The sequence below is a fragment of the Streptomyces phyllanthi genome (assembly GCF_009377205.1).
GTDB classification, from domain to species: Bacteria; Actinomycetota; Actinomycetes; order Streptomycetales; family Streptomycetaceae; genus Streptomyces; species Streptomyces phyllanthi.
The window spans coordinates 1-16,100 of the sequence record NZ_VJZE01000185.1; the positions used below are offsets into that span (position 1 = coordinate 1).

The 16,100-nt window shown below is 69.8% G+C and carries 10 protein-coding genes; 7 read left to right on the forward strand and 3 right to left on the reverse strand.

Features of this window, described 5'->3' with window-relative positions:
• From FNH04_RS24305 to FNH04_RS24325, 5 genes are all read left to right on the forward strand, one after another.
• The coding region (locus FNH04_RS24305) for a hypothetical protein (RefSeq protein ID WP_228031591.1) at positions 1-536 on the forward strand (536 nt) is incomplete at its 5' end.
• 166 nt (positions 537-702) lie between these two features.
• Positions 703-4,362 carry a HelD family protein gene (locus FNH04_RS24310; protein ID WP_152787653.1) on the forward strand — a complete coding sequence of 1,220 codons (3,660 nt, stop codon included), beginning with the start codon at positions 703-705 and terminating at the stop codon, positions 4,360-4,362.
• Between the two features lie 82 nt (positions 4,363-4,444).
• Entirely contained in the window at positions 4,445-6,139 is a 1,695-nt protein-coding gene (locus tag FNH04_RS24315) for a hypothetical protein (RefSeq protein ID WP_194236797.1), read from the forward strand.
• Positions 6,136-6,732 carry a hypothetical protein gene (locus FNH04_RS24320; protein WP_152787656.1) on the forward strand — a complete coding sequence of 199 codons (597 nt, stop codon included), beginning with the start codon at positions 6,136-6,138 and terminating at the stop codon, positions 6,730-6,732. Before FNH04_RS24315 ends, FNH04_RS24320 begins: the two co-directional genes overlap by 4 nt.
• Positions 6,729-8,777, forward strand: coding sequence for an Hsp70 family protein (locus FNH04_RS24325; protein ID WP_322723715.1), 2,049 nt, complete (start codon positions 6,729-6,731; stop codon positions 8,775-8,777). The genes FNH04_RS24320 and FNH04_RS24325 overlap by 4 nt, the downstream gene beginning before the upstream one ends.
• A gap of 146 nt (positions 8,778-8,923) precedes the next feature.
• Here FNH04_RS24325 and FNH04_RS24330 read toward each other — a convergent pair whose 3' ends face one another.
• The 3 genes from FNH04_RS24330 to FNH04_RS24340 form a co-directional block, all read right to left on the reverse strand.
• Positions 8,924-10,504, reverse strand: coding sequence for a carbohydrate-binding protein (locus FNH04_RS24330; protein ID WP_194236798.1), 1,581 nt, complete (start codon positions 10,502-10,504; stop codon positions 8,924-8,926).
• Between the two features lie 292 nt (positions 10,505-10,796).
• Positions 10,797-11,819, reverse strand: coding sequence for a non-homologous end-joining DNA ligase (ligD, locus tag FNH04_RS24335; protein WP_152787658.1), 1,023 nt, complete (start codon positions 11,817-11,819; stop codon positions 10,797-10,799).
• A gap of 7 nt (positions 11,820-11,826) precedes the next feature.
• Entirely contained in the window at positions 11,827-12,510 is a 684-nt protein-coding gene (locus tag FNH04_RS24340; protein ID WP_322723717.1) for a DNA polymerase ligase N-terminal domain-containing protein, read from the reverse strand.
• Between the two features lie 475 nt (positions 12,511-12,985).
• Between FNH04_RS24340 and FNH04_RS24345 the strand changes: the two genes are divergently transcribed.
• Complete coding sequence (locus FNH04_RS24345) at positions 12,986-13,825, forward strand: BRCT domain-containing protein (RefSeq protein WP_194236799.1); 840 nt, start codon at positions 12,986-12,988, stop codon at positions 13,823-13,825.
• A 155-nt stretch (positions 13,826-13,980) separates the two neighbouring features.
• Positions 13,981-16,062: a HEAT repeat domain-containing protein gene (locus FNH04_RS24350; protein ID WP_152787661.1), complete on the forward strand. Its 2,082-nt coding sequence runs from the start codon at positions 13,981-13,983 to the stop codon at positions 16,060-16,062.
• Positions 16,063-16,100: the final 38 nt, after the last annotated feature.

Below are 16,100 nucleotides of genomic sequence, written 5' to 3' on the forward strand. Positions count from 1 at the left end.
CCCCCACCCCGCACGGCGCCTGGGGTCCGACGCCCTCGGCCCCGACCTCCCCACCCAAGGCGCCCGGCGGACGCAGACCGTGGATCATCTACGGCGCCGTCTCCCTGGTGTCCCTGCTCATAGGAGCCGGTATCGGCGCGAGCGGTGAGGGCGGAGCGAGTGGAGCGAGCGCGGCGGAGGCGAAGTCGGACCCTCGGCCGACGGTCACCGTCACCGAACAGGGCGAGGCCGAGCCCGCCGTCACCGTCACCGAGACGGTCACCGCCATGCCGAAGGAGACGAAGGAGGCCGAGCCGGCGAGCAGCTTCTCCGGGGAAGGGGAGTACCTCGTCGGCGAAGACATCAAGGCCGGGACGTACAAGACGGCCGGACCGGAGGGGGAGTTCGGCTGCTACTGGGAGCGAGCCAAGGATGCGAGCGGGGAGTTCGACTCCATCATCACCAACAACAACCTCCAGGGCCCTGGCCGCGTGACCCTCAACAACGGTGAGTACTTCAAGACGAACCGGTGCCAGGAGTGGAAGCGGGTCGGCTGAACGGGACGGCGTCCGTGCCGGAGCAGGGAAAAGTGACAGACCGTGACGTGGGGAGTGTCATGACAACTACACTCACTCCGGCAAGGTCCAAGAATCAACCGATCTCTGACGTCCTGTTCCGAGGCGGTACACACACCAACAGAACAGAAGGGGTAGAAGGGGCGGGATGTCGAAGCGCGCACGACGGGCGGACGTGCTGGCGGAGGAGCAGCGGGCGGTCGACCACGCGTACCACTGCCTGGAGCGCGCCCGGCAGAGGGCCGAAGCCCTCAAGGGAGTGGGCGCCGCCGCCAGCGGCAAGGACGCGATCGACCTCAAGAGTGCCTGGCAGCGTGAACTCGCCGCACTGGACCTCGGCCGCAACGCCCTTGTTTTCATGCGGGCGGACGTGGACGAAGGAAACGGCCGGGAGACGTTCTACATCGGACGCCGGTCGGTCTTCGACACGGAACAGAACGCGGCTGTCATCTCCTGGAGTTCGGAGGCGGCGGTCCGATGGCGCCTGACCAGTGAGCAGGAGCCGGGGGACGTACGGCTGCTGCGCCAGATCGTCTGCGACGAACAGCTCGTCAAGCGCTACTTCGACCTGCACGGAACAGGCGCCGCCGCGCGGCCGTACGAGACCGTCCAGGAGGCCCTGGAGACCCGGGAGCCGCAGACCCCGCAGACGCCGGAGACTTCAGAGTCCCCGGAGCCTCCGGAAGGCGCCGCCCCGTCACAGCCCGCCGAAGCCGGGCAGGCGATCGACGACGGTGACGAGCAAGCCGGGAAGAGCGCCGAACAGGAATGGCGGGACCACCTCCTCGACGAACTCGACCGCGCACGCGACGGTGCCATGCACGACATCGTCGAGACGATCCAGCGCGATCAGCTGCGGCTCGTCACCGAAGAACCGGACGGTGTGCTGATCGTGCAGGGCGGGCCCGGTACCGGTAAGACGGCGGTGGGCATGCACCGCGTGAGCTGGCTGCTGGACAACAACCACGTGGCCGCCGACAACATGCTGGTGGTCGGACCGAACCGGGGGTTCCTGGAGTATGCGCGCAGTGCCCTGGTCGAGCTGGGCAACGGCGGTGTCACCATGCTGGAGCTGCCCGCGCTGTGGTCGGGCGCCACGGCCCGGAGGGACCCCGGCCCCGTCGCTCTGGTCAAGTCCGACGCACGCATGAGTCTCGTGCTTCAGCGGGCCGTGGACAACCAGACCATCACCGGTGTCGAGCGCCTCGAAGCGCTCGTGGGCGGGCCGGTGTTCACCTTCGAGCTGCGCCGCCGCGAGGTGGTCGTGCCGGTCGCCGAGCTCGCACGGATCGCAGAGGACGCCCTCGCCGGGGACAGCCCCTACCGGGTGCGGCAGGAGCGCTGCGCCCAGAGAATCGTCCAGCACCTCACCCAGGCGTACCTGAGCCTGCTGCCCGGCCCCGCCGACACCGACTACTTCACCGAGATACGACGGTCCCGCCCCGTCACGCGCTTGCTGCGGCGCATGGCCCCAGAGCTGACGGCGCGTGAGGCGCTGCGCAAACTCCTCTCCAGTGCCGCCACCCTGTCCGCGGCGGCGGACGGTGTCCTGACCTCCGCCGAGCAGTCGCAGCTGACCACGTACCACGAGGCCGCCGCACGCGACGCCTCCCTCCGCGAACCGAGCCTCGAGGACCTCGTCTGCCTCGACGAGCTGGAACACGTCCTGTCCGGCAGGCCCGAACGGACCTACGGTCACCTCGTCGTCGACGAGGCCCAGGAGCTCACGCCCATGCAGGCCCGGTCCCTCGCGCGCCGCTGTCCCAGCGGCTCCATGACCATCCTGGGGGACCTCGCCCAGGCGACCGGCCCCTTCCCGTACGAGGACTGGGAGCAGTTGGGAACGGCTCTGGCCGGCAGGGGTGGCCGGAGGCTCGCCGAGCTGCTGACCGGATTCCGCGTGCCCGGTGAGGTGATGGACTTCGTCCGCCCACTGGGCGCCCACTGCGCTCCCGGCATCGCCGTGCCCACTTCCGTCCGCCGGACCGGTACCGGGGTCGCCGTGTCGGAGGGCGCCGACCCCGCCGTACGGGCGGCGGAACACGCCCGGAACCTCGCCGGCGGACCTGGCCGACCTGGCGGATTCGGCGGGCCTGGGGGACCCGACGGGACCGCGGCCGGTCGCACCGTCGCCGTGATCGTCCCCACGGCACCACACTGGCGGGAGACCGTCGCCACCGCGGTCGCGGAGCACGCCTCCATATCCGTCCTCACCGCCGACGAGGTCAAGGGACTCGAGTTCGACCATGTCGTCGTCGTGGAACCTTCGGTGATCGCGGGGGACGACCCGGTGGGTCTGCGCCGTCTGTATGTGGCGCTGACCCGGTGCACTCAGTCGCTGACTGTCGTCCACCACCGGCCCCTGCCCCGGTGGATCGGCGGACCGGCGCACACCGCACCCACGCCGAAGCAGGTCATGGCCAAGGCGAGCAAGAAGACGGGGGCACGCGCCGGCTCACGCCCGTGCAGCCGTTACCGGGCGGACGGTACCCGGTGCGCCAACGAGACACGTCAGCCGGACGGATGGTGCAGAGCACCCGAATGCGGCGGGTTCCGCACCGCCGCACCGGTAACCGGAGGGAAGCGGGGCTACCTGGGCGTGCCCCAGGACACCGTGACGGACGTACGGCTGGAGCTCTCACCGCAGCGCGTCGCCGACATCCGGATCACCTCGGCGGCCTGTGGCGCGTTCATCGCGCTGCACCGGGGCAGCCTGGCCGAGGCAGCCGTGGAACTGCACGCGACGCTCACCCCCTTCCTCGCCCAGGGACGCCATCTCCGCTCCCCGGACGGCTGGTTCCTCGATCTGGACGGCTACCGACTGGTCCTCGATGCCGAGGCGCGAGCCGTCACCGGCTACGCGAGCGGCCATGTCGAACGCACCTATGCCCAGTTCGCGGCCGGGGTCCCCTCGCGCGCCGGGTGGGAGGCACGCGCCGGACGCAGGTCGGCGCTCACCCAGCCCGCCACCGGTGAGGGCGACGACCTCGCCGACGAGACGGCGGTGCGGAACCTGTCCACCGGCGGCCTGCACATCACCGTCAGCGCCTGCGCGGGGTACGAACGGCTGAGCCGCTGCCCGGACCAGCCCGACGACGAGTTCCTGCGCGGACTCCGCGAGAACCTGTCCGCCGACCTGCGCACCGGGCGGATCGAGCGGGTGGGACAGCGCGTCTTCGTCGAAGGGGAGCGCTGCCAGTGGACCCTGCGATCGGACGGCCAGGTCCTGACGACGGTCCGCAAGGCGGGCTCCGAGATCTACCGGAGCCCGGCCGCACATGAGGCGGACGACCACCAGCGTGAAGGGAACACCATGTCGGCGGCCACCCTTGAGGACGAGAGCATGATCGCGGGGACGGACGGGAACGGCAGCCCGGGGCTCGGCAGTTCGGTTGCCGAGCGCCAGGTCACGGCCCGCAAGGACCACAGCCACGAAAGCCTGCGCCACCGCCTCCTGGCCGACCTCTACGAGCGCTTCACCGACGTCGGGGACAGCGATCACGTCGACGCCTGGAGCCTCGGCCCCGAAGGGATGACCCTCTTCGAGGTCCTGGGCGAGAACTCCCACGGTTATCCGCAGATCAGGGAAGCGGCCCTGCACCTGCTGGAGGCCGCCTGCCTCCACCCCGGAGGGCAGGCCGAGTACCTCGTCATAGTGCTCCGCGAGCCGCCGACGGAGCCGTGGGCCGCTGACATCGCCGACCGTGCGTTCAGCGTGGCACTGGCCTGGCGTGACGGCTCGGGATGGGCCGGGCCCGGAGCACGGCACATCACCGACGGCGAACCGGAGGAGGACGGCGACCGGTGAGCCCGTACGCACGTACCAGGAGCAGGCGCGAGCCTGCGGGCCGCTGCACCGAGCCCGCCACGAACGACCGCTGCGGGGACAGATGACGAACGAGCGGAAGCCGACACCCGGCCAGGGCCTGGACCCATCGATGTCGCGGGCGGAAATGGTCGAGGCATGGCGAGAGCGGCGCCGTGCACGAAAGGCATCCCCGGACGGCCCCACGGAGGACGGGGGCGGGCCGGACGGGTTCACGCTGCGCCGGTGGCGCAGGTCCGGAGTGTTCGGCGCGGACGCGGCACGACGTGTGCAACGGCTGCTGAACGATCTCCTGGACGTTCAGCCGGGCGAAACCCCTGCCCCCTCCTGGGCGGTGGAGACGCTGCGGCAGTGCCTCGCCGGTACCCCGGACCCGCAACTGCCCTCAGCGGTGCGGGCCGTACTGGAGACACTGGCGCCGAACCACACCGCCGCCGCGATGACCGTGGTCCACGAAGCAGGACTCCCGTGGCTCGCGCCGGCGGGCCAGCGGTGGCTCGAGCATCTGCTGGGCTCCGGCCCGGCGACGCTGGAACGAGAGGCTCGTCCGTCCCTGACCGAGGACCCCTCCGGCGCGTTCGCCCTGCAGTACGCAGTGCGCAACGAGGAACTCGACACCCTCACCCCCGCTCTGTGCGCGCGGACACTGCCGTGGATTCCGCTCGGACTCGTCGACGACCTCATCGACGCGGGCGCGGTCGCGCGTGACGCGGAACCCTGGCGGCTGCGGTCGGAGGAGGACGAGAAGCAGTACCTCCTCGCTCGCCTGGCACCGGAGGAGGCCGACCCGGATGCCGCCCTCACGATCGGGTGGGAGGAGGCCGTCCAACGACAGCGGTTCCTCGCCGGAGAGGACGACGAATGGCCGGAGGGAAGCAGGTACGACCTCCTGCAGCGCGCGGCAGACGGAGACACGAGCAGGCTCAAGGAACTGGAGTCCTTCCTCCCGCGCCCCCTCGTCGTTCGGCTGCGCCGCGTCCAGGACGGGGCCCTGACCGGCAACTGGGACCCGGACATGCTCGCCGACCCCGGTCTGTGGCGGCTCATGTCGGCCCTGTGGGAACCCAAGGCAGCGGTGAACCCCGCTCGGAGCGCCTTCCATGCGCTGGTGGCGCTGCGGTACGCCTACGACGCCATCTGCGCCGGTGAACTGAGGTCCGCCCGTGCTCAGTTGGAGAAGCTGGTGGCGTACGAGGAGGGCGACCCCCGGCAGCACGCCGAGGCAGTGAACATGAGCGCGTACCTGGCCTTCGTCGACGAGGACCTGGACAGCGCGCTGATCACCCTCACCAGCGTCGCCGACCGCCATCCTCAGGCGGAGGCCAACCTGGAGCTGGTCAAGCGGCGGCGTGCGACACCGCGCAACGCCCGGCCCGACGCCGCCAACCCGTACCTTGAACTCCGGCTCCCCAACGGTTCGCCGTTCTGGAAACAGCGATACCGCGACCTACGACGCGAATCCGTCGACGACCGGGACGAGGCGGCCCGGCTGAACCGAGCGATGCGCCGCATCCAGCAGGCGGAGCAGGCCGAGGACTGGTCCGACATCTTCGGCCTGCCACTGGACGCGGACACCTTCGCGTTGCCCAGCGCGCCCCCGGTCACCCTGGTGCCGCCGGCCGAGCCCATGCCGCGGCGGACCGAACCGGAGGACCCGGCCGACCTCACGGTCGTACGCGACAGGGCGCTCGCCGAGCTCCTTCCCACCCTGCTCAACGCGCCTCGGCGCCCGGATCACCAGCACAGGACGACAGTATGAGCCCCAGCAACAAGCGCAAGCGACAGGTCGGCGGGACTGCCAAGGCCGACAAGCCCACCGGCACGAATCGCAGGCGGCAGGCGCGAGCCTGGGAGAGCGACATGGACGCGCGCACCTACCGGCCCGAGCAACTGCTCGACCCGGCTCAGTTGCTGGCGCGCTTCACCGAGCGCGCTCGAGAACTGGTCGATGCCCTGCCGGCTGACCACCGGCCGGGTGGCGCAGAGGTTGCCACGGCGCTGCGCCGTGCGGTGTTGGATGCCTTCCGGACGCGGGAGGAGTACGTGGCCCGGCTTGCCGAAACCGATTCCGTCAACTGGGCGACGCAGCCTCCGGCGCTGAGTATGCGCCGAGGGATCCGGGCCATGCTGGTCGATTCGGGCGTACGCGTCGTCGAGAACTGCGAGGAACAGGAACTCTTCGTCGTCGTCGAAGGCGACGGCGACGCCTTCGAGGTCGTGCGGCCCGCCTACGTCGACCAGGCCACGGGCAAGCTGATCCTGTCCGGCCAACTGCGCCGCGTGCCCGCCCAGGGGACACGCGCGGACTCCGACGCCGTGCCGGGCGCAACTCAAGGGGAGGAGAAGGCGTGACTTCGACGGGCATTGACTTCGGCACCACCAACTCCGTCGTCGCACAGTGGCAGGGCGACGACGTCGAGGTGCTGCCACTCGACGCACACCACCTCGACGCCGACTGGCGCTACCCCGGCTTCGACCTGCTGTTCCCCTCCGTCGTCGGTATGAGTTCACTGCGTCGCGGACCGCTCTTCGGCTGGGAGGCGAAGCTGCGCTCCGAAGAGGCCGCCGAAGCCTGCAAGCGCCTGCTCAAGAGCGACGAGTACGTGAACGTCCACGGACGTCGCTTCGCGGCGACGACCGCCGCCGCGGGTGTCTTCACCGCCATGAAGGAAGGCGCGCGGCACAACCTCACCGAGATCGACCGTGCTGTCATCACCGTCCCCGCGAACGCCACGGGAGCGGCTCGCTACCGGACGCGTGCCGCTGCGCGGTTCGCCGGTATCGAGGTCCAGGCCCTGCTCAACGAGCCGACCGCTGCCGCGATCTCCTACGTGCACGACATGCGTGAGGACATGCAGATCGTGGTGTTCGACTGGGGCGGCGGCACCATCGACGTCACGGTGCTGGACTACGAGGACGGCTTCTTCGAGGAACGCGCGTCCCGCGGTGTGACGGAACTCGGAGGGCTCGAGATCGACCGGCGCCTGCGCAAGCTGGTCCTGGACAGGGCGCCGGCGCGTCGCGAGTGGACGCCCGCCCAGGAGCGGCAGTTCCGCCTCGACGTGGAACGCAACAAGATCCTGCTGTCCTCCGAGCCGTCCGTGAAGATCAGGACGCCCGACGACAGGGAGGTGGAGATCTTCCAGGAAGAGCTGGAGGAGGCGATCACCGATCTTGTCGACCGTGCCTTGGCTCCGGTCGAGGAGTGCTTGAGGGACCTCCACATGGCCCCGCTGGACGTGGACGACGTCCTGATGATCGGAGGAACCAGCCAGATCCCGAGCGTGCGGGCCGCCGTGGCGGAAGCCCTGCAGATGGAGCCCGTCCCCACGCATCTGTGCGATCCCATGACCGCGGTGGGCCGCGGGGCGGCGATCGCCTCGGCCGTCCTCGCCAAGGAGGCGTCGGGCGTGATCCAGGTCGCCAACAGCCACGCGTTGGGAACGCGGGTCAAGGACGCCGACGGACGCAAGCGCTTCAGCGAGATCATCCCCAGAAACTCGCCCCTGCCGTGGAGCGAGCACAAGAGCTACACGCCGACCCGCGACTACGCGCGCAAGCTCCTCGTGGAGATCTGGGAGGGGGACCCGGACAAAGAGCTGTCCGACCCCGACAACGTCCAGCTCACGGAGCTGCCGCTGGAATACGCGACGCCGCGTGTGAAGGACGAGTCACGCTTCGACCTGGAGTACACCTATGACTCCAACGGTCTGCTGCACGTTAAAGCCACGCTGGAGCACACCGGCGAGGTCATCCTCGACGAAGAGGTGAAGAGTTTTGGCTCCGGCGGCCCGACGCCGGAGGTGCGCAAAGAACTCGACGACCTCCTGGCGGCGAACCCCGCACCGTCCCCGCTCCTGCTGGCGGCAAGGGCTGGAGAGGGGACAGACTCGGGTGTACGCCGCTCACGCGTCGGGAGTCCCGAACAGAACGACGACGTGCACACCCTCGTCGTCGACGGATCGAACCTGGCCTGGATCGGCCGCTCGCCCGCCCGACCCGGCGTGTACGAGCCGGACGACCGTCCGAGCTTCGCCCAACTCCTCAGCGGACGCGACGCGCTGGCGAAGAAGTATCCCGGAGCCGAAATCCACATGGTGGTGGACGCCAGTTTCCGGCACAGAGTGGCTTCTGACGAGAAGGACGCGGTCAACGCGGCACTCAGCAAGGGTGACATCGTCCAGCCCCCGGCCGGCACGGAGGGGAAGGGCGACGCCCTCATCGTGGCCATCGCCGATGAGTCGGACGCGGTGATCGTCACCAACGACAACTACGTGGAACTGCAGGCCCGTTATCCATGGTTGCGGGAAGGCGGTCGGGTTCTGGGCGCCACGTACACGAAGGACCGCTGGATCTTCACGCCGCGTACCTGTGTCGTACCACGGGGACAGCGCTGACCGAGGCGGCAACCGACGTGATGCCTCTCGGCGTACGGCGTTGGCACGCAGTCCGGTTAACGGTCTTCCCGCAGCAGGTGGCTGGTCGGCCAGTCCGGGCGAACCGGATTGGCCGACCAGGGTGATCGACGACCAGGAGTTGCCGGTTACGGCGTCACCTGGTTGCCGCCGAACGTCACGACGAGGCGCCCGTCCGAGGCGAAGGACCAGCCCAGGGCACCGGAGTACGAGGAGCACCGGGAGCCGTTCGTGCCGGACCAGAACTGGTTCGAGCTGTCGGCGTCGCCGATGATCCGGTCGTTCGTGCCGCTGCCGCTGCGGCACGAGGTGTTGTTCCGGAACACCGATGTGCCCGCGTCGAAGTTGAAGTTGCGTTGGGTGTTGTTGACACTGACGTTGTTCGAGATCGTCATCGTGCCCGGATTGCTGTTGTAGGTGAACCCGTGCTTGCCGTTGTCGACGGCGAAGCTGCGCCGGACGATATGGTTGACGGGCACGTTCTCGCCGCCGAGCTTGTAGCCGTTGCGGTCGCCGTTGCCGGCCTGCGAGCCGTCGCTGAGGGTGCCGTTCTCGTAGGAGAGGGAGTCCTCGATGGTCACCGCGCCGATGGGGTCCTCGTCGGCGTAGGTGTAGAGATCCCAGCCGTCGTCGATGTTGTTGTGCGCGACGGCGTAGCGGAAGACGTTCCCGGGGCCGGTGGTGAGCTTCGCCGCGAAGCCGTCGGCGTCCTCGCCGTCGGAGTCGGCGTTGTCGTGCGACTCGGCGCTCAGGACGAGGTTGTTGGACGGCCACTGGCTGGTCGGGGTGGTGGAGGAGATCCGCCCGAGCTGCAGCCCCGTGTCGCGGTTGAAGCGGGTCACCGTGCGCTCGATGACGTTGTTGCTGCCGCCGACGAAGATGCCGTTGTCCCCGGCGCGCTCCACGACGATGCCGGAGACGTGCCAGTACGACCCCATCACCTGGAGCCCGCGGTTCGACGAACTCTCGCTCTGCGCCGAGAAGTTCAGTACCGGCCTCTCGCCCGGGTAGGCGGACAGCTTCGTGCGCGCGCTCGAGGTGCCGTTGTTGCCCACCGGGATGGTGACCGTCGAGGAGTGGTTGTACGTACCTCCGCGCAGGTAGATCGTGCCGCCCGCGGGGATTCGGCTGATCGCCGAGGCGAGCGTCGTGGGCGCGGACTCCGTACCGGCGGCACCGTCGGTGCCGTTCGGCGCCACGTACAGCGCGTTGCTCGCCGGGGGCGGGGTGTCTCCGCTCGTCTCGACCTCGACGTAGTCGAGGTTGGGCAGGCCGGCGGAGGTGGTGGGGTTGAGCCGGATGGTGTTGCTGCCCGCGTTCAGCGGGACGGTCACGGTCTTGGTGACCCAGGTCGACCAGGCACCGGTGCCTTCGAACGACGGTGTCTGCACCGTGGATCCGTTGACGATCAGGGCGGCCGGCCGGGCGGTGGTGGTCCCGTTGGCGAACCGGATCCTCAGTGTCGCCGTGCCCGATGCGGGTGCGGTCACGGTGAACTGCGCGTAGGCGCCGGACGCGTTGGTGCCGTTGCAGAATCCACTGCCGGAGTAGCCGGTCCAGTCGGAGTCGATGGTGCCGGTGCAGGTCGCCGGGGAGGTCTCGGCCTCATACCGGGTGGTCGCGGCGTGCGCCGTGTTGCCGGACAGCGCGACGAGCGTGCCGGCCAGGAGGCCGGCGCTGACGCACGCGATGGCGGGTCTCAGTTGCATCGTTCGTCTCCCGAGGGGGTTGAAGAGAGCAGACGCATGGGCTGACCCCTTTCTGTGGCGGTTCCGGGGTGCGAAGATGCGGTCTGTTCGAGTGCATGAACAGGCCGGGCATCTCGGTGCCGCGCCACGGCAGGGGGTAAGCGCTTTCTTCGGAAGTTAAGTCTCTGCCGTGAACGCGTCAATAGATGTGTATGTGATTTCTATTCACACACATGAACGGAGGGGGTGGCTGGTTGTGACGCCGCGAGGCCTCATGTTGGCGCCGCGACGCCTCATGCGACGCCGCGAGGTGTCATCTGACCCTGCCGCCGGACGGCCGCTCCCGGACCACCTCGTCCGGCGCCTTGTCGTCACACAGTCCCAGGAACCGGGGATGGCGCAGCATCCCGTCGCGGGTCCATTCGGTGAACGCGATGTGGGCGACCAGCTGCGGCTCGACCCAGCGGGGGCGTGCCTCGCGGACCCGGTCGACGAAGGGTGACGCCGGCCTTCGCGAGGCCTCCAGGCGGCGGTGCAGTTCCACGAGGAGCCGATGGCCGAAGCCCGTGCCTACCTTGCCCGCGTACCGCAGCCTGCCGTCCTCGTAGTAGCCCAGGAGCAGGGCGCCGAAGCCGACACGGTGGCCGGCCGGCTCGGTGAAGCCGCCGATGACGAACTCCTGGCCCCGCGAGCACTTCAGCTTGAGCCAGTCGGGGGAGCGGCGCGTCTGGTAGCGGCTGCCGGCGCGCTTGGCGATCAGGCCCTCCCAGTCCCGGGCGCACACGGAGGCCAGCAGCTCGGCGCCGCCCTCGTTGCGGTGCGTCGTCATGCGCAGGGGAGCGCGGTAGGTGAGGGCGCGGCGCAGCAGGGACTTGCGGGTGCGCAGCGGCAGCAACCGGGTGTCGGCGCCGTCCAGGCGGAGCAGGTCGAAGACGTGGTACGTCACGGCGACCGGGCTCGCCTCGACGTCACGGCGTCGGGTGAGGCCCATCCGCTGCTGGAGCAGGGAGAAGTCCGTGCGGCCGTGCGAGTACGCGACGATCTCCCCGTCGATCGTGAAGTCCTCGCGCTCCTGGGCGGCCAACGCGACCACGATCTCCGGGTACGTGGCGTTGAGTCGGTTGCCCGAGCGGGAGTACAGGCCGACGCGGTCCCCTTCGCGTACGGCGAGCGCGCGGATCCCGTCCAGCTTCCGCTCGAAGATCCAGTCGCCGGAGAACTCACGCCGGTCACTCAGCGTGGCCAGCATCGGCTGGGCGGCCAGCTCCACCCCCGGACGGGCGTCCCTCAGCAGCCGTCTCTGCTCGGCCGGGAGCGTGGCCAGGAGGTCCGTCATTACCGGCTCACCCCTCCCGGACGTCCGCGGCGACCTGGGACAGGGTGCGGCCGCTGCGGACGGAACGGGCGCGGCGGGGGTCGGGTGTGCCGGTGCCGGTCTCGTCGTTGTGCTGCTTGCCCGACTTCCCTGCTTTGACCAGCAGCCACGCCTCCTCCCCGTCCTCCTCGCCGCTCCGGAAGCGCGTGAGGGCGTACTCGCCGCGCAGCTTGGAGCCGTTGAGCCGGAACGTCGCGTGCCCGCGCTCCAGCGCCTCCTCGAAGGGAACGGGCCGTCCCTTGCGGTCATGGCTCAGGGGCTGGTACGTCCCGTGGTCCCAGACGATGACGGTGCCGCCGCCGTACTCGCCCGCGGGGATCACTCCCTCGAACTCCTCGTACTCCAGGGGATGGTCCTCGGTGGGAATGGCGAGCCGTTTGTCCCTGGGGGCGGTGGAGGGCCCTTTCGGGACCGACCAGGACTTCAGCACGTCGTCGACCTGGAGGCGGAAGTCGAAGTGCATGGTGCGGGCGTCGTGGATCTGGATGACGAAGTGCGGGTCCTCTGTTTCCGCCCCGGCGCGGGCCTCGCCCTCCCCGCCCCGGCCATGGGGTTCCCGTGTCCGGTCGAAGTCGCGCTTGCCGCGGTACTTCCGCAGCCGGTCACTGCCTCCCGCGTCGTCTCCGGCCTCGTGTTCCGCGTTGTGTCCCACGTCCGGCTCCTTCCGGCTCAGGCCCGGCCGCGCGGGCGGGGCGCCCGACGTCAGTGCCTCGGTCCTGAAGGTGACTGGGGGTGCGCCTGCTGGCCGCAGGGTCAACAGGACCCGGGTACCCCGTGGGATGCCATTCCCATGCGTGCGAGGCGGTCCCAAGGGGCCATTGCGTGGGACACGCATGACTCCGATGGCGAGACCGAAGGCGAGCAACATGGCCACCGGCCGAGGCCGGGTACCTGCTGCTTGGGTGCTCGACACGTTGGCCCGCGACCTGCTGGCCGAGATCGTCGACTCACCCAGCGGCAGCGAGTATGTCCAAGGCTGGGACCCTCACTGGTGGCGTCGCTATCCCGGTTGGTGAGCCGACCGGAGCACAGACACCGGCACAGTGCCTGCCCGGCAATCGGCACAGACCCGTTCCCGCGCCGCGCATGAGCCGACAGACTGGGCTCGGATGACCATGGAGGTGCGGGTGACGCGTCGGGGATGTGAGGGATGGGTCCACGGTCTCAAGGGGCAGACGATCTGCTTCACCGGCAAGATCGTCCTGGACGGCGAGCGGATGGTACGTGCCGAGTGCGCCCGCAGGGCCAGACAGCGCGGCGCCACAACGAAGACCGACTTCTCCGGCGGAATCAGCCTGGTTGTACACGGCGATCTCACCGGCAAGCAGGTGTCCGATCAGCGGCGGAACTACAGCGACACCCTGGTGGCAGCCGAGCGCGAGCGTGAACTGGGTCATCACGTCCACGTCGTCGACGGAGCCGGATTCGGCGAGCTCATTCACGGCCTGTCCGCACGATGCCTGGAGTTACGGCGTCCTCGGCGAGGCGGTGGCCCGGTGGTGGTGCCCGCGTCGGCCACCTACGACGTCCTTGGCGCACCCCTCACCGCGCGGAAGGTGACGCAACACGGCGCGCGGGAGTTGACCGTGGACCTCGATGCCCTGGATGAAGGGACCGCGGCCCACGAGTCCACCATCGGCGCGCTGATAGAGCACCTTGCCCACCGACACGTCGAGGTTCACACCTTCACGAGGAACAGCCCGCGGTTTGACGCGGGCTGGGCAGTCGGGAAGGAGCTCTTCGTCGCCGAGGTGAAGAGTCTGACCGGCACCAGCCAGGATCAGCAGATCCGCCTTGGTATCGGCCAGGTGCTCGACTACGCCCACCAACTCCGGTCCATGGCCTCCGGCTGGTCCATACGCCCCGTCCTTGTGCTGGAGAAGCAGCCCGCAGACGACAGGTGGACCTCACTTGCCGAAGCCATCGGCATCCAGCTGACTTGGGCACCGGGCTTCCAGGGAGTCTGACCTGCCATCTGGGTGTTCCGAAGCCACTGACCACATGCCGCAGCCGCTCTTTCCGCTCGGAGCCTTGCTTGACGGTTGCTGCTGAGCGGAGGCGGGAGACCGTGGGAGCGCGGCACAAGATCTCGATGTCAGTGCCGTCCGGCATAGTGACGCGCATGTTCAACGGACTTCACGACATCGACTGGCCGTCGATGGAGCACGCGTACGGCCCGGCCGACGAGGTTCCCTCGCTGCTCGTGGCCATGCGCTCCCCGGACGCGGACGAGCGGGACAAGGCCCTCGACGAGTTCTACAGCGCCGTACACCACCAAGGCGATGTGTACCCGTGTACGGCGGCGAGCCTGCCGTTCCTGTTCGAGCTCGCCGGTGACGCCGCCACTCCCGACCGTGCGGCGATCGTCAGGCTGCTGGTCAGCATCGGGGGCATCGCCGTCGAACGCTGCGAGGAGACGTACGCCCACCGTCTGGGCCATGCCGAGGCCGCGGCGATCGTGCGGGAGCGTGCGGAGGAGTTCGTCACGTTCGCGTCGGAGGCCGATCCCCGCGTGCGCCGGGCTGCGATTCCCGGGCTGGCGCTGTTCATCGACGACGCGAGCCGTGCTGCGGCCGTGCTGCGCGACCGGTTGTCGGCCGAGTCCGGGATCGTAGAGCGGCTGCTGGTGGTGGAGGCGATGGCGACGCTGGCCCTTCGTCTGCCGGAGCTGACGGACGCGGCGACGGCGTGGTTCGCCGGGCTTGCCGCCGACCCGGCCATGGACCCCGGCACCCGCCTCGCGGCAGTGGTCCAGCGGGCCCGCTGTGCCCTGGAGCAGATCGGCGAGGACGCCGTTCCGGCCGCGATCGGCCTGCTGCGGGACATGACACACGCCAAGGTGTCCGCAGAGGAGTGGGCGGACCCGCCCCGCCGAACGACGCCGCCTGTCTCGGAGGACGACGTACCACCGCAGGTCGTCGCCGCCTTCGAGGACCTCGACCGGCACAGGAGCATCCACGCCCCCACCACGGAACTGCTGCGCACCCTCCACGAGGCGCTGGGAGCACGGATACGCGAGCGCACGGCACTGTTGGCGGAGCAGTTGCGCAGCCATGATCCCGGCTCTTGCCTGGACGCGCTGCGGATGAGCGCGGACCTCGTGAAGTCCTGGCGTGGTGACCACGGCGCGCTGATCACACTCGTCGCCGAACACCTGGACGCGGCGCATCAACAAGTCGCTGCCGAGGCAGCGGCCGTCCTCGACTCATGTCACCAGGTCGCCGAACCGGCCCGGGAGGCATTGGCCGCTCACGTCGCCGCGCAGCGCGCGGCGCACGGACCCGACGTATGGGCCGCACCTCAGCCGTACCTGCGCAGGGCGCATCAGGAGGCGGTACGGGCGTTGGCCCGGCTCGGCGACATGCGCGCCCTGCCGAGTCTGCTGACGGCGCTGGACAGCGGAGTCGACGCGTGGCGCGCGGTGGAGGTCGCCGGTGCCCTGCCGGGGGCGGCGGACCAGCTCGCGCCACGACTCTGCGACCAGATGCGTCGTGTCGACCTGACCCAGCAGTGGGAGGCCGAGATGAGCGTGGGGAGTCTGCTGTCCGCCCTGGCCGCGCTCGGTGATCCGGTGGCCGTGCCCCCTGTCACCGAAACGCTCACGGTGGCGGTGCGTCACGAGCAGTGGCGCATCGCCGGTTCGGTCCTGAAGACACTGGCGGCATTCGGCCCCGCGGCGGCGCCGGCCGTCGAGGCGGTCCGGCCGCTGGCCTCCGCCTCCGACGCCCATGTGCGGCCGGCCGCAGCCGCCGCGCTGTGGGCCGTCAACGGTGACCTTGAAGAGGTCATGCCGCTGTTGCTCGACTTGCTCAGCACCGACGTCACCTTCCTGAACTGTGACGCGGCCGACGTCCTCGGCCGGATCGGGCCTCCCGCCGGTGCCGCGCTGCCGCGCCTGCGGGAACTGCTGAGCCACAGCTATGAATGGGTTCGCGTCCACTGCGCGGTCGCGCTCTGGGACATCGGCGGCGAGACTGAGGCGCCGACCGTGCTGGAGACCCTGCTCCAGGCCTGGGAACAGAACTCCGCGACGGCCCACCATGTCGTGTCGTGCCTGGACCGGATGGGCCGGGCCGCAGAACCCGCGTTGCCGCAGATCCGGTCGCAGTTGGCCCTTCCCGGGCGTGGCGGCTGGGGCACGCGCATCGACCGCGACGAGGAGATGCAGCGGACGTGCCGGGCCATCATCGGGCGGTTCGGCTGAGGACCCGTCCGTCGTGCCCGGTCCGCCCAGCCCCGCCC

Bases quoted from the DNA above. Each gene is read 5' to 3' on its own strand.
- FNH04_RS24315 (WP_194236797.1), top strand. From the start codon at position 4,445: ATGACGAACGAGCGGAAGCCGACACCCGGCCAGGGCCTGGACCCATCG.
- FNH04_RS24310 (WP_152787653.1), top strand. From the start codon at position 703: ATGTCGAAGCGCGCACGACGGGCGGACGTGCTGGCGGAGGAGCAGCGG.
- FNH04_RS24320 (WP_152787656.1), top strand. From the start codon at position 6,136: ATGAGCCCCAGCAACAAGCGCAAGCGACAGGTCGGCGGGACTGCCAAG.
- FNH04_RS24350 (WP_152787661.1), top strand. From the start codon at position 13,981: ATGTTCAACGGACTTCACGACATCGACTGGCCGTCGATGGAGCACGCG.
- FNH04_RS24330 (WP_194236798.1), bottom strand. From the start codon at position 10,504: ATGCAACTGAGACCCGCCATCGCGTGCGTCAGCGCCGGCCTCCTGGCC.
- ligD (WP_152787658.1), bottom strand. From the start codon at position 11,819: ATGACGGACCTCCTGGCCACGCTCCCGGCCGAGCAGAGACGGCTGCTG.